General features: G+C 41.8%; 16 protein-coding genes. 14 read left to right on the top strand and 2 right to left on the bottom strand.

Annotated elements, in window-relative coordinates:
• Positions 1-96: 96 nt before the first annotated feature.
• The 10 genes from nuoE to P2W73_RS11170 all read left to right on the top strand — a co-directional run bounded on the left by nuoE (position 97) and on the right by P2W73_RS11170 (position 13395).
• Complete coding sequence (nuoE, locus tag P2W73_RS11215) at positions 97-597, top strand: NADH-quinone oxidoreductase subunit NuoE (protein ID WP_276502130.1); 501 nt, start codon at positions 97-99, stop codon at positions 595-597.
• A gap of 116 nt (positions 598-713) precedes the next feature.
• Positions 714-1988 carry an NADH-quinone oxidoreductase subunit NuoF gene (nuoF, locus tag P2W73_RS11210; protein ID WP_276502129.1) on the top strand — a complete coding sequence of 425 codons (1275 nt, stop codon included), beginning with the start codon at positions 714-716 and terminating at the stop codon, positions 1986-1988.
• 282 nt (positions 1989-2270) lie between these two features.
• Entirely contained in the window at positions 2271-4979 is a 2709-nt protein-coding gene (gene nuoG, locus P2W73_RS11205; protein ID WP_276502128.1) for an NADH-quinone oxidoreductase subunit NuoG, read from the top strand.
• Positions 4980-5100: 121 nt separating this feature from the next.
• Positions 5101-6054, top strand: coding sequence for an NADH-quinone oxidoreductase subunit NuoH (nuoH, locus tag P2W73_RS11200; RefSeq protein ID WP_276502127.1), 954 nt, complete (start codon positions 5101-5103; stop codon positions 6052-6054).
• A gap of 322 nt (positions 6055-6376) precedes the next feature.
• Positions 6377-6892: an NADH-quinone oxidoreductase subunit NuoI gene (gene nuoI / locus P2W73_RS11195; protein ID WP_276502126.1), complete on the top strand. Its 516-nt coding sequence runs from the start codon at positions 6377-6379 to the stop codon at positions 6890-6892.
• Positions 6893-7022: 130 nt separating this feature from the next.
• The gene (gene nuoJ, locus P2W73_RS11190; protein WP_276502125.1) at positions 7023-7604 is read left to right on the top strand and encodes an NADH-quinone oxidoreductase subunit J; all 582 of its coding nucleotides are present in this window, start codon (positions 7023-7025) and stop codon (positions 7602-7604) included.
• Between the two features lie 112 nt (positions 7605-7716).
• Entirely contained in the window at positions 7717-8037 is a 321-nt protein-coding gene (gene nuoK / locus P2W73_RS11185) for an NADH-quinone oxidoreductase subunit NuoK (protein WP_276502124.1), read from the top strand.
• A 121-nt stretch (positions 8038-8158) separates the two neighbouring features.
• The gene (gene nuoL, locus P2W73_RS11180; protein WP_276502123.1) at positions 8159-10048 is read left to right on the top strand and encodes an NADH-quinone oxidoreductase subunit L; all 1890 of its coding nucleotides are present in this window, start codon (positions 8159-8161) and stop codon (positions 10046-10048) included.
• A 293-nt stretch (positions 10049-10341) separates the two neighbouring features.
• Positions 10342-11808: an NADH-quinone oxidoreductase subunit M gene (gene nuoM / locus P2W73_RS11175; RefSeq protein ID WP_276502122.1), complete on the top strand. Its 1467-nt coding sequence runs from the start codon at positions 10342-10344 to the stop codon at positions 11806-11808.
• Between the two features lie 153 nt (positions 11809-11961).
• A complete protein-coding gene (locus tag P2W73_RS11170; RefSeq protein ID WP_276502121.1) occupies positions 11962-13395 on the top strand; it encodes an NADH-quinone oxidoreductase subunit N in 1434 nt (477 codons plus the stop codon).
• A gap of 2 nt (positions 13396-13397) precedes the next feature.
• Here P2W73_RS11170 and P2W73_RS11165 read toward each other — a convergent pair whose 3' ends face one another.
• A complete protein-coding gene (locus tag P2W73_RS11165) occupies positions 13398-14930 on the bottom strand; it encodes a c-type cytochrome (protein ID WP_276502120.1) in 1533 nt (510 codons plus the stop codon).
• 156 nt (positions 14931-15086) lie between these two features.
• Here P2W73_RS11165 and P2W73_RS11160 point away from each other — a divergent pair, with 156 nt between their 5' ends.
• Positions 15087-16355, top strand: a complete 1269-nt coding sequence (locus P2W73_RS11160; RefSeq protein ID WP_276502119.1) for an NAD(P)/FAD-dependent oxidoreductase — start codon at positions 15087-15089, stop codon at positions 16353-16355.
• 54 nt (positions 16356-16409) lie between these two features.
• On the opposite strand, the gene P2W73_RS11155 is transcribed toward P2W73_RS11160, so the two are convergent.
• A complete protein-coding gene (locus P2W73_RS11155; protein ID WP_276502118.1) occupies positions 16410-16919 on the bottom strand; it encodes a HEAT-like fold family protein in 510 nt (169 codons plus the stop codon).
• Positions 16920-16958: 39 nt separating this feature from the next.
• Here P2W73_RS11155 and P2W73_RS11150 point away from each other — a divergent pair, with 39 nt between their 5' ends.
• From P2W73_RS11150 to P2W73_RS11140, 3 genes are all read left to right on the top strand, one after another.
• Positions 16959-17861 (top strand): SAM hydrolase/SAM-dependent halogenase family protein, encoded by a 903-nt coding sequence (locus tag P2W73_RS11150; protein WP_276502117.1) that lies wholly within the window; start codon positions 16959-16961, stop codon positions 17859-17861.
• Positions 17862-18079: 218 nt separating this feature from the next.
• Positions 18080-18925 carry a hypothetical protein gene (locus P2W73_RS11145; RefSeq protein WP_276502116.1) on the top strand — a complete coding sequence of 282 codons (846 nt, stop codon included), beginning with the start codon at positions 18080-18082 and terminating at the stop codon, positions 18923-18925.
• A gap of 5 nt (positions 18926-18930) precedes the next feature.
• Positions 18931-19317, top strand: coding sequence for a hypothetical protein (locus P2W73_RS11140; protein WP_276502115.1), 387 nt, complete (start codon positions 18931-18933; stop codon positions 19315-19317).
• Positions 19318-19507 lie beyond the last annotated feature (190 nt).

Raw genomic sequence — 19507 nt, 5'->3', positions numbered from 1 at the left:
AACTATAAAATTGAAGTGACCAGGGTGGGTTTTAGTAATTGAGAGTATATAATGTTTGAAAAATTAATGTCGGATCAAAATCAAAATATTAATTCAATGCCATTGTCTGGAGTAACAACAAAACTTTCAGAGCAAGAATTACATTTAATTGATCATGAAATACAACTGGTGCCCTATAAAAAAGCAGCCGTTATTGAAGCATTAAAGATAGTTCAGCAACATCGTGGCTGGATCAGCGATGAGAGTGTGGAAGTCATTGCAGATTATTTGGGAATGAGCCCGGCAGAAGTAGACAGTGTGGCCACATTTTACAATCTTATTTTCCGTAAACCTGTTGGCCGTCATGTGATCCTGCTGTGTGACAGCATTTCTTGTTATGTAATGGGTTATCAAAAAATTTATGAGGCATTGCAACAAAGGCTTAAAATAAAATTTGGTGAAACTAATAACCCCCCTTTAGGGGATGGGGGCTTCACTTTGCTGCCCAATTGCTGTCTTGGTTGCTGCGATCATGCACCCGCATTAATGATCGATGAGGATTTATACCAGGATATATCAATAGAAATGCTTGATGATATTTTGAAGCGATACGAATAATATGCAAACCTGTCTGCCGACAGGCAGGTGTGAAAATGTACTGATATGCTAATTGATAAAATAAAGAATGAGTTCAAAAATTAATATTTCAAAACTCCCCTTTAGGGGCTGAGTATATGGAACGGCCATTAACTAAACATATCAATTTAAACGAAGCGCCACCTGATTTGGCAGCTTATAAAAAAACGGGTGGTTATGAAGCCCTGCAAAAGGCATTAAAAATGTCGCCGCAGGAAGTTCAGAAACTTGTGCAGGATAGTAACCTGAAAGGTCGTGGTGGTGCAGGATTTAGCACAGGTATGAAATGGAGCTTTGTACCGATGGGTGATGATGCGCCGCATCCAAAATATATTATTGTCAACGCAGATGAAATGGAACCGGGAACATTTAAAGACCGGCTGTTACTCGAAGGAAATCCGCACCAGTTGCTCGAAGGAATGATTGTGGCTGCCTATGCCATCCAGGCTGATATCGGTTATGTTTTTTTGAGATGGGCTTATCGCAAAGCCGCTCAACTGATCCGGAAAAGTATTGATGAAGCATACGCCGCTGGTTATCTCGGAAAAAATATTCTCGGCAGCGGCTTCAGTTTAGAAATGTATTTACACACCGGTGTTGGCCGCTATATGTGTGGCGAGGAAACTGCTTTATTAAATGCACTGGAAGGCAAAAGAGCTACCCCAAGGGCCAAACCTCCTTTTCCGCAGGTGAGCGGATTATTTGGAAAGCCCACCATCGTGAATAATGTAGAAACCCTCTGTTGTGTTTCGCATATTATAAATAATGGCGCCGATTGGTTTAAAGGTTTAAGTAAAAGTGAAGATGGTGGTACAAAAATTTATGGAGTAAGTGGAAAGGTAAACCGTCCCGGTGCATGGGAACTTCCAATGGGTGTTACCATGAGAGAGTTAATTGAAGAACATGCAGGAGGAATGAAGAATGGTTATAAGTTAAAAGGGGTGTTGCCTGGTGGCGCTTCCACAGATTTTTTAACGGAACAACATCTCGATGTCAAAATGGATTTTAAATCTGTAGCTGCTGCAGGCAGCCGTTTAGGTACTGGCACTATGATAGTGATGGATGATGCCACTTGTCCCGTTGGTTTTGTACACAACCTGCAACATTTTTTTGCGCAGGAAAGCTGTGGCTGGTGTACCCCCTGTCGTGAAGGATTACCGTGGGTAGAAAAAATTTTATTAAGCATTGAAAAAGGAGAAGGGAGAGCGGAAGATCTTGAGATATTAGAAATGCATGGTGAACTGCTTGGTCCCGGCAATACTTTTTGCGCATTAGCTCCCGGAGCAATGGAGCCGTTGCAAAGCGCATTGAAATATTATAAAGAGGATTTTGAAAGACATATAAAAGAAAAGGGGTGTCCGTACGATCATTAAGGCCTCATCCCGACCTTCTCCGAACGAGAAGGCCATCAATGCACAGTCCTCGCTTTTCGGAGACTCCAAATCATATTGGAGTCTTTGAAAATGGCGGGTAGCGATATGAAGCCGATGTGGTAGATATGAAGTTTGGATTTGTAATGCACCGCCGCTCCCTCTCTTTTTGGAGAGGGAGAAGGAGGGAGAGGTTGAAATAGCGGACAGAAAGTTGGAAATGTGCGGCGCAACGAAGCCGATAGCTGTATTGCAGCTCGTATCATAAAAAACAAAAAGATCACAGTGCCAAAAATTTTTATCGATAACAAACCTTACGAAGTAAAAGCTGGTAAAAACCTGCTGGAGTCCTGTTTGAGCCTGGGTTTTGACCTGCCTTATTTCTGCTGGCATCCTGCATTGGGTAGTGTTGGTGCGTGCCGGCAATGCGCAATAAAAATTTTCAAAGACGAAAATGATACCCAGGGCAAATTGATGATGAGTTGCATGGAATCAGTGAAAGATGGTTTGCGTATGTCAATCGACCACCCGGGAGCGAAAGCTTTTCGTGAACAGGTTATTGAATGGCTGATGACCAATCACCCGCACGATTGCCCCGTTTGTGACGAAGGAGGCAGTTGTCACCTGCAGGACATGACCGTGATGACGGGCCATGATTACCGACGCTTCAATTACAAGAAACGTACTTATCAAAATCAATATCTCGGTCCGCTTATTCATCATGAAATGAACCGCTGCATACAATGTTATCGCTGTGTACGCTTTTACAGGGACTATGCCGGTGGCGATGATTTGAATGTTTTTGCGGCGCATAATCATGTTTACTTTGGAAGAGAAAAGGATGGTGTATTGCAAAGCCCGTTCAGTGGTAACCTGGCTGAGGTTTGTCCAACCGGAGTTTTTACTGATAAAACGCTTAAAGAACATTATACCCGTAAATGGGATCTTACATCAGGTCCATCTGTTTGCCAGCATTGCAGTCTTGGGTGCAATGTTATTGCTGGAGAACGCTATGGACAATTACGTTGCATCACCAACCGGTACAACAGTGAAGTGAATGGCTATTTTCTTTGCGATCGCGGAAGATTTGGTTATGAGTTTGTGAACAGTGAAAACAGAATTACTCAACCTCTCATACGTAACCGTGCGGGCGAAGCTGTGAATGAAATTGTTTTAGAAGAGCACCTGGAAACTATTCTTAGCAATCATTCTATAATTGGGATTGGCTCACCCCGGGCATCTGTTGAAACTAATTTTTCCCTGATGCAGTTAGTGGGCGAAGAAAATTTTTACCAGGGGGTGAATGCGGATGAAGCTTACCTGGGTAAACTAGTTGTTGATATTTTAAGTAGCGGCACTGTGCATAGTCCTTCTCTCAAAGAAATAGAACAGGCCGATGCGGTACTGGTATTGGGAGAAGATATCTGGAACACAGCTCCCGTTATGGCATTGGCCGTTCGACAATCAGTAATGAAAACCGCGGCGGCTGATGCAACGCAGCAGGTGCCCATACCTGTATGGAACGATGCGGCCGTAAAAGAATTAGTACAGGAAAATAAAGGGTTTCTTGCAAATTGCACTGTTGTTGCTTCGCCACTGGATGAAATAGCAACCACTGTGTATCGTGCTGCGCCGGATGATATTGCCCGGTTAGGTTTTATCATTGCTCATCAACTTAACCCTTCTTTGCCGCCGGTGGAAAATGCTGATGAGGTTTTGTTATCGAGAGCAAAGATGATTGCTGATGCTCTGCAAAAAGCCAAACACCCTGTAATTATTAGTGGCATTTCCTCTTACAATGAAGCGGTCATCCGGGCAAGCTTTGATGTTGCTGCTGCATTGGATATTGCAGAAAGAAGATCAGGGCTTTGTTATATTTTACCGGAATGTAACAGTATGGGTCTGGCCATGATGCAGGCTTCTTCATTTGATGAAGCTATTACCAGGGTGCAACGGGAAGAAAACATAACCGCCATCATTGTGGAGAACGATGTTTATCGTCATATAACTCCTGACAAAGCCAATACATTTTTTAACCGGTGTAAAAATATTGTGGTATTAGATTCCTTGCACAACCGTACAACGGAAAAAGCTTCGGTGCTCATTCCTGTTTCCACTTTTGCCGAGGCAGATGGGACATTGATCAACAATGAAGGACGTGCCCAACGTTTCTACCAGTCATTTATGCCTTCAGCAAAGTATATAAAGGAAAGCTGGAAATGGTTGGGACAAATGAAAACATCGCTGACAAAATTGGTTAATGGCCAGCCACATCACCCGGATGAATGGCTTGAAAAACTGGAAAAACTATTGCCGCAATTTGAAGGTATTGCCCAATCAGCGCCGCCGCATGATTTCCGTATACGCGGGCAACTCATTCCAAGGGAACCTCACCGATATAGCGGCCGCACCGCTATGCTTGCCAATAAGAATGTTAGTGAACCAAAACCTTTACAGGATGGTGATTCACCACTCACCTTTACTATGGAAGGATATAAAGGAATCCCACCTGGCCCCGTGAGCCCTTTCTTTTGGTCGCCGGGATGGAATTCGGTACAATCAGTTGCCAAATACCAGGAAGAGGTTGGCGGGTCATTACGAGGCGGTAGTTCCGGTGTGAGATTATTCAAAGAAAAAAAAGAAACAACAGTTTCATTTTTTAAAGACAGGCCCGAAGCATTTATGTCAAGAGTTCAAAAATGGCTGTTGCTGCCACAGTATCATGTTTTTGGTTCCGACGAATTGAGTGTATATACCAGGGCTATCGAAGAACTTTCACCGGAGCCCTATATCGCGTTGTCAAAAGCGGATATGGATCAACTGGGAGTAGCAGAAGGTTCTGCTGTTGAGATAGTAGCTGAAGAAAGAAAATATTCATTGCCGGTAAAAATGAAAAAAGAATTGTGTAATGGAATTGCTCTTGTATCCGCCGGACTAAGAGGAGCAGAAGCAATGAATTGGGGAAGCTGGGTGAGAATTAATGTGCAGAGATGAAATGTGCAAATATGAAAATGAGTAAATGTGCAAATAACATGACATGCGAATTATAATAACCAATGATCAATTGAGTGAAAGGTTCATGGCTCGAAGCTATTCACATTGACAACTCACGACTATGACGGTCATGCAACACATATGGATTGTTCTCGGCGTATTGTTCGTGCTGTTAAATATAGCGGCAGGACTTATCTGGGTTGAACGAAGATTGTTGGCCTTATGGCAGGACAGGTTGGGACCTAACCGTGCGGGACCATTAGGGATTTTTATTGTATTAGCTGATACGTTGAAACTATTTTTTAAAGAAGACTGGATACCACCATTTGCAGACAAATGGGTATTCATCACGGCGCCGGCCATAGTAGTTGCCAGTGTGCTGATGAGTTTTGTTATTATTCCCTTTGCTCCCAATATTGTAGTAGCTGACTTGAATATTGGCTTGTTATTTTTCCTGGCCATGTCATCATTAGGCGTTTATAGTATTGTGCTGGGCGGGTGGGCATCGAACAATAAATATTCACTGCTGGGAGCATTGCGTGGTGCCTCGCAAATGATCGCTTATGAAGTATTCATGGGATTGTCGCTGATGGGGGTGGTGATGCTTACCGGTTCGTTTAATTTGAGTGAAATTGTATTAGCTCAAAAAAACATGTGGTTCATCGTCACACAACCATTGGGCTTTATCATTTTTTTCATAGCCGGTATAGCGGAAACCCACCGTTTGCCCTTTGATATTCCTGAAGCGGAAAGTGAATTGATTGCCGGTTATCATGCAGAATATTCCGGAATGAAATTCGGGATGTTTTTTATTGGTGAGTACCTGGGGATTACATTGATCTCGGCAATGACGGTTACCATGTTTTTTGGCGGATGGTTGGGCCCTTCATTTTTACCGCCGTGGGCATGGTTCTTCCTGAAGACATTTGGGTTCATTGCATTGTTCATATTGCTGCGGGCATCGCTTCCCCGGCCACGTTATGATCAACTGATGGAGTATGGCTGGAAATGGTTATTGCCGTTAGTTCTATTGAATTTATTGGTAACGGGTGCAGTGGCATTGTGGATGAAATAAAACCCATGTCTCCGCCGCGGTGGAGAACTTAGGGTGAAAAGTTCTTATAAATAAAATCAAGCTTCAAAGTTGAAGAGTGAAATGAAACCTCAAATGACCGTTCCGAATTTTTAGGTATGATAGGCTTGATTATAGTCGTTGAAAAAGATATAAGGCCAGGTCTCTATTTTTTGATAAGGAAATTAATAAATGATTTACGATAGATGTATTTCGAATAAGAAAATCGAAATAAATAAGTAGTTAGGAAAACAAATTTATTCATTAAAAAAACCGCCTAAAGATGTGAATTAAAACTCCTCTTTAGGGGATGGGGGCATTAATTATGATAAGTCATATCAGAACAATGTGGTTGGTTTTTTTACACCTGTTTCGTAAAAAAGCTACCATTGAGTATCCCGAAGAAAAAGTGAAGCTGCATCCCCGTTATAAGGGGCGTATTGTATTGACAAAAGATCCCGACGGAGGTGAACGTTGTGTAGGTTGTTATTTGTGTGCGGCAGCCTGTCCCGTTGATTGCATTGCATTGCAGGCCACCGAGGATGAGAACGGTCGGCGGTACCCTGAATTTTTCCGCATCAATTTTTCCCGATGCATTTTTTGCGGCTATTGTGAAGAAGCATGCCCTACTTATGCAATCCAGTTGATTCCTGATTTTGAAATGGCTGAATACAACCGCCAAAACCTCGTGTTTGAAAAAGAAGATTTGTTGATTGACAGCCAGGGTAAATATCCGGGATATAATTTTTATAAAGTGGCAGGAATGGATGCTGGCGTGAAAGAACCGGGCACTGGGGACAATGAGGAAAAGCCTGTTGATATAAAGAGTTTGTTGCCATAAGAATCCAATGTGCCAATTATGCAAATGTGCGAATTTGAAAATTTGAAAACGGGTACAATAATTAAAATGAGAGGGGCTTTGCTCACGGCTCGTAGCTCATAGCTCACAGCTTGAACATTTAACTTTTTTCTTGTCAATCCTTTTCTACATATCATCCCTCGTTGCGATCGTCGCCACTATCATGGTGATAACCCGTTACACACCTATTCATGCTTTGCTGTACCTGGTTGTTTCGTTTTTGGCAGTCGCCATGATCTTTTTGTCATTGGGCGCACCATTTGTCTCGGTACTGGAGGTGATCGTTTATGCCGGCGCCATTATCGTATTGTTCATTTTTGTCGTAATGATGCTAAACCTGGGCAGGGATACTGCCCTGCAGGAAAAACAATGGCTGCAGCCAAAAGTGTGGATAGGTCCATCAATCCTTGTAATGATATTGTTAGCAGAGATGATCCTATTACTGGCAAAAGGAAATGATTCTTCTTTTGCTGGTTCAGTGGTGAATCCAAAAAAGGTGGCGCTTTCACTTTATCGTGAATACATTATTGCACTGGAATTAGCCGGTTTCCTCCTGATGGCAGGGATAGTAGGAGCTGCACATATCGGACAGCATAAGAAAAGAACATTGCATAGGTTTTTGGAAGAGGATGAAGAGTCAGGAGTCATTAGTCAGGAGCTGGGAGTAGAGAAAAAGGAAAATGTGCAAATGTGAAAATGAAAAATAACAGGTATTAGATTTTAGTGAGATAAAAATGCAGAATAAAAAATGAGAAACTGTGAAATTCTTAATTTAAAAACACTCCGCCTGCGGCGGAGATGGGGGCATGAACTCTTTTAGCGCAGATACTGTATTGATTGTTGCCGCCATTCTTTTTGTATTGGGGCTTATCGGGGTGCTGACACGAAAGAATATCATTTTTATTCTGATTTCAATAGAGGTGATGTTAAATGCAGCAGGCCTGGCATTTGTAGCGGCCGGATCAAAATGGCAACAACCCGATGGACAGGTGATGTTCCTGTTCATATTAGCGATGGCAGCGGCGGAAGTTTCTATAGGATTGGCGCTGGTGCTGCAGGCTTATCACCAGCACAAGACGCTGGATGTAGAACAACTAAAGGAATTGAAAGATGCCCCCATCCCCTAATGGGGTGTATTAAATTTTAAATACAGGTGTTCCGGTATTTAAAATCCTGGCATTGAAAATTTCGGCTTGACGGCAGGTCGGAAATATTGTTTTTTTAAAACCTGAGTCTAACAATTCACTCATGAATAACTTGCTTGCATTAATCCCCGCATTGCCCCTGGCCGGCTTCCTGGTGCTGGCGCTGGCAGGAAGAGCTTTGCACAAAAATGCGATTGCATGGATTGGTGCAGGTAGTGTTAGCATTGCGGCAATTATCGCAATGATTGCGGGTGTTGAGTTCTTACAAACTCCCCCTGACGGTGGTGCATACACACAGACTCTCTGGCAATGGATGAGCACTGAAAATTTATCTATCGCTATCAGCTTGCGGTTAGATGCATTGTCGCTGGTGTTTGTATTCATTATCACATTTGTTGGAGCTCTAATTCATATTTATTCTACCGCTTTTATGCGCAGCGACCGGGACTATTCCCGCTTTTTTGCCTGCATGAATCTGTTTGTATTTGCGATGCTGTTACTCGTATTGGCTGATAACCTGGTGCTGATGTACCTGGGATGGGAAGGGGTGGGGCTCTGCAGTTATTTACTCATCGGTTTCTGGTATGAAACACCTGCTAATTGCCGGGCTGCCAATAAAGCTTTCTACATTACACGTATAGGTGATACAGCTATGGCTATCGGACTGTTCCTTTTATTTAAAGAATTAGGAACCCTGGATATTCCTGGTATTCTTCAACAATCTCCACAGCATTTTGCAAACAGTTCTTCAAACATTACGCTTATCGCATTATTACTGCTTGCAGGCGGCATGGGTAAATCAGCGCAACTACCATTGCAAACCTGGCTACCGGATGCAATGGCAGGCCCTTCACCGGTGAGTGCATTGATACATGCAGCTACCATGGTGACAGCCGGTGTTTATCTTATTGCACGGATGCATACAGTATTTCAACTTTCGCCAATGGCAATGGATGTCACAGCTATTGTTGGCGCATTGACTTTACTCATTGCCGGCTGCAGTGCGATGGTGCAAACAGATATCAAACGAATATTGGCTTATTCTACAATCAGCCAGATCGGGTATATGTTCCTGGCATTAGGAATAGGCGCCTGGAGTGCAGGCATCTTTCATTTTTTCACCCATGCTTTTTTCAAAGCGTTATTATTTCTTGCCGCAGGAGCAATTATAGAGTCCCTGCATCACGAACATGATATTTTCAAAATGGGAGGACTTAAAAACAGAATGCCCGTTGTGTTTCGTTGCTTCCTTGCGGGTGCAGCCGCATTGGCTGCATTGCCACTGATCAGTGCAGGCTTTTTTAGTAAAGATCAAATTTTGTGGTATGCCTGGAGTGCGGGTAATGGAAATGCTATGCTTTGGATAATTGCTTTGATGGGTGCGTTCATCACTGCTCTTTATACCACCCGGTTAATGCTGGTTGTTTTTTGGGGTGAATTGAAAACCCCGGTCAGTGCATATCCCGGGAGGTTAATGACTGTTCCATTGATCATTCTTGCGATCTTATCCATTGTGGCAGGATTTATTGAATGGCCTCATAACCTTATCCACCTGACGCTATTTTCAGATTTTGCTCAAAAGGTTTTACCTGCAACTGTTCTAAAAGACGGTGTTCCCCCTGAGATCATTTTTCAATTGATTGCTGCTGTTCTTACACTCCTGGCGGTGTATACCGGGTATGTGTTGTATTACCGCAACAGAACATTGATGGAAAAATGGAAGGAATTACCTGGCATGATGGGCATGCGGAACTTTTTCTTTAAAGGTTGGGGATTTGATCAACTATATGAGACCCTGTTTGTAAAACCATTTGTATTTATAACAGGCATTAATAAGGCTGATGTATTTGATAAATTATATAATGGTATCGCAAAAGCAAATCAAACATTGAATCGTTTATTATCGGTGTCGCAAAACGGTTCTTTGCGCTGGTATATTGCAGGGGTGTTGATCGGGATCTTGTTTATTTTGACTTTGCAATTGTTGTCATAAGACCTCACCTAACCTCTCCAAAGGAGAGGAACAACACACAGCCCTTGCTTTTCGAAGTCTCTACAGTTTTCGGGGACTTCAAAAGTGATGAACAATGAGCTAAAGCTGATGTGGTAGTTATGAAGTTTGGATTTGCAATGCAGCGCCGTCCCTTCTCCTTGGGAGAAGGGGAAGAGGGATGAGGCCGCGATCAGAACGATGAAGTGTGCCCTTCGACAAGCTCAGGGTAAACTGCAACAGACGATGACCAAGGATACAAAAGTTGGGAACATAAAAACAATTGATTCTATTTTATGATACTCGCATGGATGATATGCATATTGTTAATTGGCGGGCTGCTGTGCTGGCTGATATCACGCTGGAACAACCAACTGGCAAAATGGATTGCTTTGATTGCCGTAATCATTGACTTTATTATTATCTGCAATTTATGGATACAACAGCAGGCATCAGTAACCGGTGCTGAAAGCTGGTTCATCAATTACCAGGTGAGCTGGATCCCTTCTTTCGGTATCAGTTTTCATTTGGCAATGGATGGATTAAGCACTGTATTGCTGTTGCTGACTTTTTTCCTCGGTATATTATCGGTGCTTTGTTCATGGAATGAGATCAAAGAAAGAATTGGTTTTTATTTTTTCAACCTGCTATGGACGCTGGCCGGTATTGCTGGTGTATTTGTGGCGATGGACCTTTTCCTGTTTTATTTTTTCTGGGAAGTGATGTTGGTGCCCATGTATTTTTTGATTGCTCTCTGGGGCGATAGCAACCGTCGTTATGCCTCGTATAAATTTTTCATTTTTACGCAGGCGGGAGGTCTGCTGATGTTACTGGCCATTCTTGCTCTGTATATCATCCACGGCCAGCAAAGCGGAACGTATACATATGATTATTTTAGTTTGCTTAATACAACGTTGGAGCCTTCTACCGCCAAATGGATCATGATGGGATTTTTAATTGCGTTTGCAGTGAAGTTGCCGGTAGTGCCGCTGCATAATTGGTTGCCCGATGCACATAGTGAAGCGCCTACAGCCGGCAGCCTGATATTAGCGGGTTTATTGTTGAAGACCGGGGCTTATGGTATCATCCGTTTTGTGCTAACATTATTTCCGCAGGCAGCTGTAGAGATTGCCTGGTGGGCCATGTTGTTTGGTGTAATAGGGATTGTGTATGGCGCCATGCTTGCTTTTGCACAAACCGACCTCAAGCGGCTGATCGCTTATACTTCAGTAAGCCATATGGGGTTTGTGCTGCTCGGCATTTTTGCTTTCCGTGAAATGGCCATGCAGGGCGTGGTGATGCAAATGCTTACTCACGGTATCAGTACAGGAGCCTTGTTCGTTTTAGCCGGAATGCTGAAAGAAAGATTGCATACAAGAGATATCAATCAAATGGGTGGATTATGGACATCCATACCCGCCATGGGTGGCGTGGCGATTTTATTTACGATGGCTTCACTGGGACTACCAGTGCTGGGCAATTTCGTTGCTGAGTTTTTGATTTTGATGAGTACGTTCTCAGTAAATAGTACACTTACTGTTATTGCCAGCCTGGGATTGGTATTCTCAGCCTTGTATTCACTGCGTATGATGCAGAAAGTTTTTCTTGGACCACCTGCTGCTACCGGGCACCTGAAAGATTTTAGTGCAAGAGAATTGATTGTGATGGCGGCGCTAAGTATCAGCATTGTAGTGTTGGGGTTGTATCCGCAACCGGTGATGGAGACGGTAAAAGGATTTATTCAACAGTTAGTGATGAAGTAATAAATAATAGAAAACCTGAGTTGAACATTGAGCATTGAAAATTGGAAATTGAACATTTTCTTCAGTAGCGATAAATGTTCATTACTTAACGCTCAATTTTCAATGTTCAATAAAAAAAGCTTATGTAAACGACATTAAGACACTATTCACCACATGACCCACGATCAACTTCTTGCGTTTCTTCCTTTTATTGTACTGGCGACAGCTTCGATAGTTGTGATACTGCTGACTGCTTTTCGCTTAAGTCATACGGTAATACAGGTGACAGGGTTCCTGATGATGTGTATGGTGATATTTGCCATGTGGTATGTAAGGGATGTTTTGCCGGAATCAATAATGCCTTTGTTTATAGTGGACGGATTTGGCGCTTTATTCACGGGCTTGATTATTTTTTCAGTATTGACAATCGGCTTGTTTTCCTTTATTTATTTTGAAGAAAAAGAAGAAAATCCAAAGGAATATTATATCCTCTTATTCCTCGGAACACTGGGTTCAGCGTTGCTTACCGTCAGCCGGCATTTTATTTCTTTCTTTCTGGGATTGGAATTATTGAGTGTCAGTTTGTATGCGTTAATCGCCTACCTGCGCAACCGCAATAACGCCGTGGAAGCCGGAATGAAATACCTGGTGCTGGCGGCGCTGACATCGGCTTTTTTATTATTTGGTATGGCACTGATCTATATGGATACGGGCAGCATGGAATTTGCGGCCATTGCGCAAAAAATAAATATTTCATCTGCACTGTTTATTACCGGGGCAGGCATCATGATAGTAGCTATTGGCTTCAAGTTGGCTCTTGTACCTTTTCATCTTTGGGCGGCGGATGTATACCAGGGGGCGCCTGCACCTGTCACCACCTTTATTGCTACGGTTTCTAAAATAGGTGTGTTTGCAGTATTGTTACGATTTGCCCAAGCCATCAATTTGCAACAATACCCCGTTGCCATTACCATCTTTTCGGTGTTGGCTGTTATCTCCATGTTGTTTGGAAACTTGCTGGCTCTTCAGCAGCAAAACATCAAGCGCATCCTGGCATATTCCTCTATTGCACATTTTGGCTATTTGCTTGTTGCGTTCTTACCCGGCAACAAGGCAGGAGTGGAGGCATCTGTATTTTATTTATTCGCTTATTCTATTACCCTGCTGTCAGCGTTTGGTGTTATCACTGTATTATCCACCCGCCAAAAAGATGCAGAGGACCTGGAAACCTATCGTGGGCTTTTCTGGAAGAATCCCGTAATGGCTCTTGTATTAACGATTGCATTATTATCATTGGCCGGTATTCCATTAACCGCTGGTTTTATTGGTAAATTCTATGTGTTGATGTCGGGTGTAGAACAAAATTTATGGTTCCCGGTAATCATGCTGGTGATCACCAGTGTGATCGGGCTGTATTATTACCTGCGGATTATCAGCACACTGTTTGCCGCATCGCATGTAACGGTGGCGGAAGAAAAAACACTTCATCCCCTTTTTTATACTGCTATGTATGCCAGCTTGATTGTGTTGACCTTACTATTGTTTTGGGTGGGAATTTCACCTGCCACCATCATTGAAGCTATCCGGCAATTTCTGGCCATTAGTTGAGACTATTTTGATTCAATTTTGTTCGAAACACTGCTAAGAGAATCTTGACAAGGAAGTTGTATTATTTGCATCTCTTTTTTTTTGACACCGAGATCTATTCCTTCGATTTGTTTAGAAAAAAGTACTTCTTTTATATCACCCTCTGTTGTTTCTTTTACTTTTAATTCAATTGTCTGTTCCCCCCGAATCCGAAACTCTTTAACGGCATAATACATTTTTTCCCCTTTACTGCCAAAGGCAAACAGGATGGCTCTATCGTTTAAAAACAGGGGAATCCCGTCATTGATTTTATTAAAAAAGAATTTCCCGTTCCTCTTGTCATTCATGACGGACAGCATTTTGTTGCGTGGACAAAATAGATATACATGCATGTCGATATCAAATTGAACTTGTAGTTGCACCCATAGCTTAACATTAGTGCTTCCTGCGTATCCTTCGACGTATGCATCTATATTATACCAACCAAAAGTTCTGACTTCAAAATCGTACATGCCCGATGTCGGATTTGGATCATTGAAACCATTGCGCAGACCTTCCAGTTCATCTGCTTTTCGCGGTAAGCTATCAGGTGAGGTAACCGAAGAATTATCCTCAGTAAAAAAGGATTGCTCTGCTTTTTGACGAGGGAGATATATAGTATCTTCTCCACATGGCCTTTCAGATGCAATAAAATCTCCTGCATTTATGTCTTGTCCGTTAATACTGTCAAGGCGGAGGCGGGTGTTTTGTACAAGGCTATCCCAATATTTTTTTTCTTCTTCCATTGCCCCGGGTCGTTTCGATTCATTTTTGATATAAGCCAGTATAGCGTCCATGTCATTTTCTGACAAATCTGGAAAACCAGTCATCATTGAGCCAAACTTTCTTTTTAATTCTTGAGTATACCAGTTTCGTGACATGAAGCTGCCAGGGTTTGCTACAAAAGAGTAGATGTTTTTTCTATTCGTCCAGGGTCCTCTAAATTCTAAGTCTTTCATTGCCGGCCCTGTACCGTCTGTAAAAATGTTATGACAACTACTGCATTTTGCTTTGAAAAATGTTTTCCCAGCTATCCACTGTAAGGCTTGATCGGTGGTGTCTAATGGTTGCGGGTCCTTCCAGTTTATAACACCACTATCGCTTTCCTCTCCCTTAAACAGTTGCATAGAATTGTCAAAGTATTGATTGGGCACTGAAATTTTAATGGGCTTTGTAATTTTTACTTGCTCTCCATTTATAGTTCCATTCAAATAAATCATACCGCCACTCTTCAATAATCGTCCATTGGATTCCGTTGAAAGTCCTGCAGCAAATATTTCGGCAGGAGTGAGGGCTTCTTTGATTTCAATTTTTACTTCTCCTGTTATATTAAATGTGCCTTTCAAAATTTTTATGATGGAACCATGCAATGTCTCAATAGAAGTGTCTCTACTTGCATCGATATTAAACGTTTGCAGTTGCAATATATTCGTTGTGAAGGGGTCTGCCGATCTGGGTTTTTCGGATTGGCAGGCAAAAAGACAAATCACTACTAGGTAAGAGATGATATTTTTCATAGGGGAGTTGATGTTTAACTGTGGCATAATAATTTGGAAGATTCATATTTCAATGTCCAAGATAACACAGAAAGAAAAATAGGGAGATTAATTGTTTTATAAATATTTCAAAAAATATTGAAAATTTAGTAAGTTTGTGTCGTTAATAGATGAAATATGAAAGTTGTAATTATAGGCGCAGGTTTCGGCGGGCTGAAGCTGGCCCGCAAGCTCAATAATAAGCCCGGCTTTGAAGTGCTGCTTATTGATAAATTCAATTATCACCAGTTTCAGCCCTTATTTTACCAGGTAGCTACGGCCGGGCTGGATGCGAGTAATATTTCTTTTCCGCTGCGAAAGGTTTTTCAAAACAGTAAAAATGTCCGCATCCGTTTAGCTGAATTAAAACAGGTTGTGCCTGCTGAAAACAAGATCCTCACTGATGCGGAAGCGATCAGTTATGATGTGCTGGTATTGGCTACCGGCGCCGATACCAATTTCTTTAATAATGCGCAGCTGGAAGCAAAAGCCTTTCCGATGAAGTCAACGGTGGAAGCCTTGCAACTTCGGTACAGGCTGCTCCAGAACCTGGAGAACGCTTTAATCATTAACGATACCGCAGAGCTGCAAAAACTAATGAATATTGTAGTAGTGGGTGGCGGACCAACCGGCGTGGAAGTAGCAGGAGCATTGGCCGAAATGAAGAAATACATTTTGCCCAAAGAATACCCGGAGCTTGATTTCAGTAAAATGAACATTTACCTGCTGGAAGGCACCGGTAAAACATTAGTTGCGATGAGTGAAAAATCAGCCGCTCAATCACAACAGTACCTGGAAAGGCTGGGTGTAAAAGTATTGACCAATACCCTGGTCAAAGATTATGATGGTGAAGAAGTGTTGTTGCATGATGCTGGCAAAATTGCAACCCGCACGGTGATATGGGCAGCGGGGATCAAAGGCAACGTGCCGGAGGGCATCGACAAAAATTTAATTGCCCGAGGAAACCGGGTTAAGACAGACAGGCGCTGCCGGGTGCAGGGATTTAAAAATATTTATGCGATCGGTGACCTGGCTTATATGGAAACGCCGCTTTATCCAACTGGTCATCCACAGGTAGCACCCGTAGCCATGCAACAGGCCAGGATGCTTGCTTCCAATTTGATCAAGGAGCAGAAAAACGATACAAGGTTTTCAGCATTTGAATATAAAGACAAGGGCACTATGGCCACTGTTGGCCGCAACCTCGCCGTCGTAGACGTTCCAAAACCCAAATTACATTTTGGTGGTTTATTGGCCTGGATGATCTGGATGGGATTGCACCTCATGTTGATTCTAGGGGTCAAAAACAGGTTCTTTGTCTTTTGCAACTGGCTCTATAATTATATTACGTATGATCAAAACCTGCGTTTAATATTTAAGGAATTTAACCGGCACCCTGGAAAATGATAAAGCAAACAAAATTTCTGACTGCAGAATGGCGTAAACTGATCAAGAAGGTCCTCAAAGCTTTTTGAGAATTTTCCTGGCTCGTGAATGAAACGCTGCGGTTTCATAATCCCAGCGATCTTCAATAATGGTTTTTAACTCTGGTTTTATTTCAGGGTATTGTTTAGATAAATTATCTAAAACAGTCAAAGCGAAAGCTTTAACGGCAGCATTTTCTGCCGGGGAGTTAATGTAATTGAAACAGATATTCATCACCTGTCCATGAAATTTTTTGGGGATAGAGATATCCTGTAGCAGCCGGATGGTATTGCGTTTTACCGCATCATGAATGCCTGGCTTTTGAAGATTTTTGAACAGCTTTGAAAAATGTTTGACTATTAATTTAGGATGAGCAATCACGGCATAGCTTAATGGCCACGCAGCTCTTTGCACGACACGATATTCATCATTGAGGAAAAGATCAAACAACTCATCGAACCGCTGTTGAGAATCGCCAATCCAATTAACGATGGCAGTACAGTTGGTTTTTGAATGTTCTTTTAATAGCCGTTCACGAAGTTTCATACTGACAAATAAATAACTTTAAGCGAAATAAAATAAGATATGAGCCGCTATATTACAATACTGTTACTATTATTCGCTACCGCCTGTCAGCAAAAGGATCATTCAAAAGCTGCTGTAGTTATACAAACTGATTTTGGCGTGAAAGACGGGGCCGTGGCGGCTATGAAAGGCGTTGCTTATGGCGTATCAGATGATATTAATGTCTATGATCTCACGCATGAAATACCGGCCTATAATATCTGGGAGGCGGCGTATCGTTTAAACCAGGTGATGCCATTTTGGCCCGCCAATACGGTGTTTGTTTCTGTAGTGGATCCGGGAGTCGGCACAGCAAGAAAATCAGTAGTCGTAAAGACAAAACGGGGACATTATATTGTTACGCCTGACAACGGCACCATTACACTAGTAGCCGAATCGGAAGGAATTGATGTAGTACGACAGATAGACGAAAACTTAAACCGGCGGCAGGGTTCAGACAGTTCTTATACATTTCATGGCCGCGATGTCTATATGTACACAGCCGCTAAATTGGCGGCAGGTATCATCGATTTTGAACAGGTTGGGCCATTGCTGAAAGATTCCCTGCAAATGATTTCTTACCAGCGGGCACAAAAAGACAGTGCTTTTTTAAAAGGAAATATCCAGGTGCTGGATCCGCAATATGGGAATGTGTGGACTAACATTCCCGATGATATGATCAAATCAGCCGGCATAAAATCCGGGGATTCGCTGGAAGTCCGGATTGCTTTTAAAGACTCAACAGTATTTACCGGTAAAGTTCCATTCGCTAACACGTTTGGTGACGTGCCTGAAGGGAAACCTTTAACGTATATCAACAGCCTTATGAATTTTTCTGTGGCAATTAATAGGGGAAATTTTGCGCAAAAGTATAAAGTGAGTTCAGGGCCGGACTGGACGCTGAGTATAAAAACTGGCCGGTAAAGCTATTAGTGAAAGCACCAATAATGCCGACCGGCCAGCAATCTTAATCCGCTACAAAATTAAAACATTTTTCCTATAATTTATATTATGTTAAATGGCGCACGGGGACTGGTTTGAAAGAAAAAGCCACGCTGCTTTCGTGAGAACTAAGACAACTCCTACTGATTGGTTCTGCGTACCTTAAATCGGTATATTCGGAGGATAAACCGAAACTACTGATGATTACAGCCATTATTATTATGTTTGGAATTTTTACGGCTATTGGAGCTTTTATATCAGCAACCCACGAAATATATGATCGCTCAAAAACCGGGTTAAAAAGAATAACAAAACCAGGCGTTTGGTTCATTTTCTGTGCAGCAATACTTGTTGTACTGCCGGCATTTCAAAATTATTTGTCTGAAGAGCAACAAAAAATCGATCAAGATAAGCGGGATGAAAACCTAAAGCTGAAATACGATAATTCAATATTGTCAATGAAAAAAGAATTTGACAGAAGCAACAGTTCATCCGCTAAACTTATTACTGAAACATTAGGAAAATACGGATACAAAGTTGACTCTCTAAATGAGGTTTTGATTAACATTCGGGATTCGGCTAAAACAAGAGTAATAGAAACAGAGCCTCCCGTTTTCGGAATTTGTAATCAACCTTGTAAAGGGGTTGAACTTGTCGACACTTCAAATGGCTCGTATAAGTTTCGAATATCTTTTCAAAGCGAAGATGCTGGATCTTCTTATTTTAAATTAAATATAAGCACTGTGATAGAAGATACGGCAGGAAGTATTTATCAAGTGGAAAAATATAATTCTAGCTTAATTCCATTTAATCTCAGAATGAGTAAGGACGCCGTTATTAGCACAAATAAGACGCTGATAACAAAAATAAGGATTGCCAAAATTTATTTTTGGGTAAAAGGGTCGTACAAAAGAATTGATGGCAACGGGAACTACCCTATTAATGAAGTGTATATTTATGCGTTGAAGGAAAAATTTACTCAGATAGCCTCTAAGCCTTCTTTGAAACAGAGAATCGTTGATTTGGTTTCAAAAAACGAAAGATAAGTCCTATGGATACAATTTCCGGGAAGTTGAATGAATATGGATACCCTATTTTAAACGATGTATCCATATTTAACTTCAATAATGAGTTAATAGAATGTAGTGCCATTGTAGACACGGGAGCACACGGATTTTATTTAAAACAATATTTAATTGATTTATTAAAGCTGCCGGTAATTGGAACAATCGCACAGCACAACCCTATTGACGGAGAATCTGAAGGAAATCTGTATTTAGGCAAACTTGTAATTCAAAAGCTTGATTTTGGAAACATCGAAATTGCAACTCTTCTATCCCATAGTTTTCCTGCCGATTTCATCGTGGGAAATAAATTTCTTATCGACAAGACCTTTAATTACTTCGGGAAAGCAGGTGATTTTAATATATCCTTCTGATAACTGGTAATAGAATGAAATAATAAAAATCGAATACCACAGTTCCACTCAAAATAATATCAGTCGACAAAGACTCTTTTGCCAACATCTTGTCATAACACAGACTTGCATTAAATTGCAGTTCGCTTCACCAGCACAGATCCATTTCTATTATCAACCACCCATCCCAATTTGTAGAGAAAGCAAAAGC

The sequence above is a fragment of the Terrimonas pollutisoli genome (assembly GCF_029360765.1).
Taxonomy (GTDB): Bacteria; Bacteroidota; Bacteroidia; order Chitinophagales; family Chitinophagaceae; genus Terrimonas_B; species Terrimonas_B pollutisoli.
This window is presented reverse-complemented; position numbering and strand designations above follow the sequence as displayed.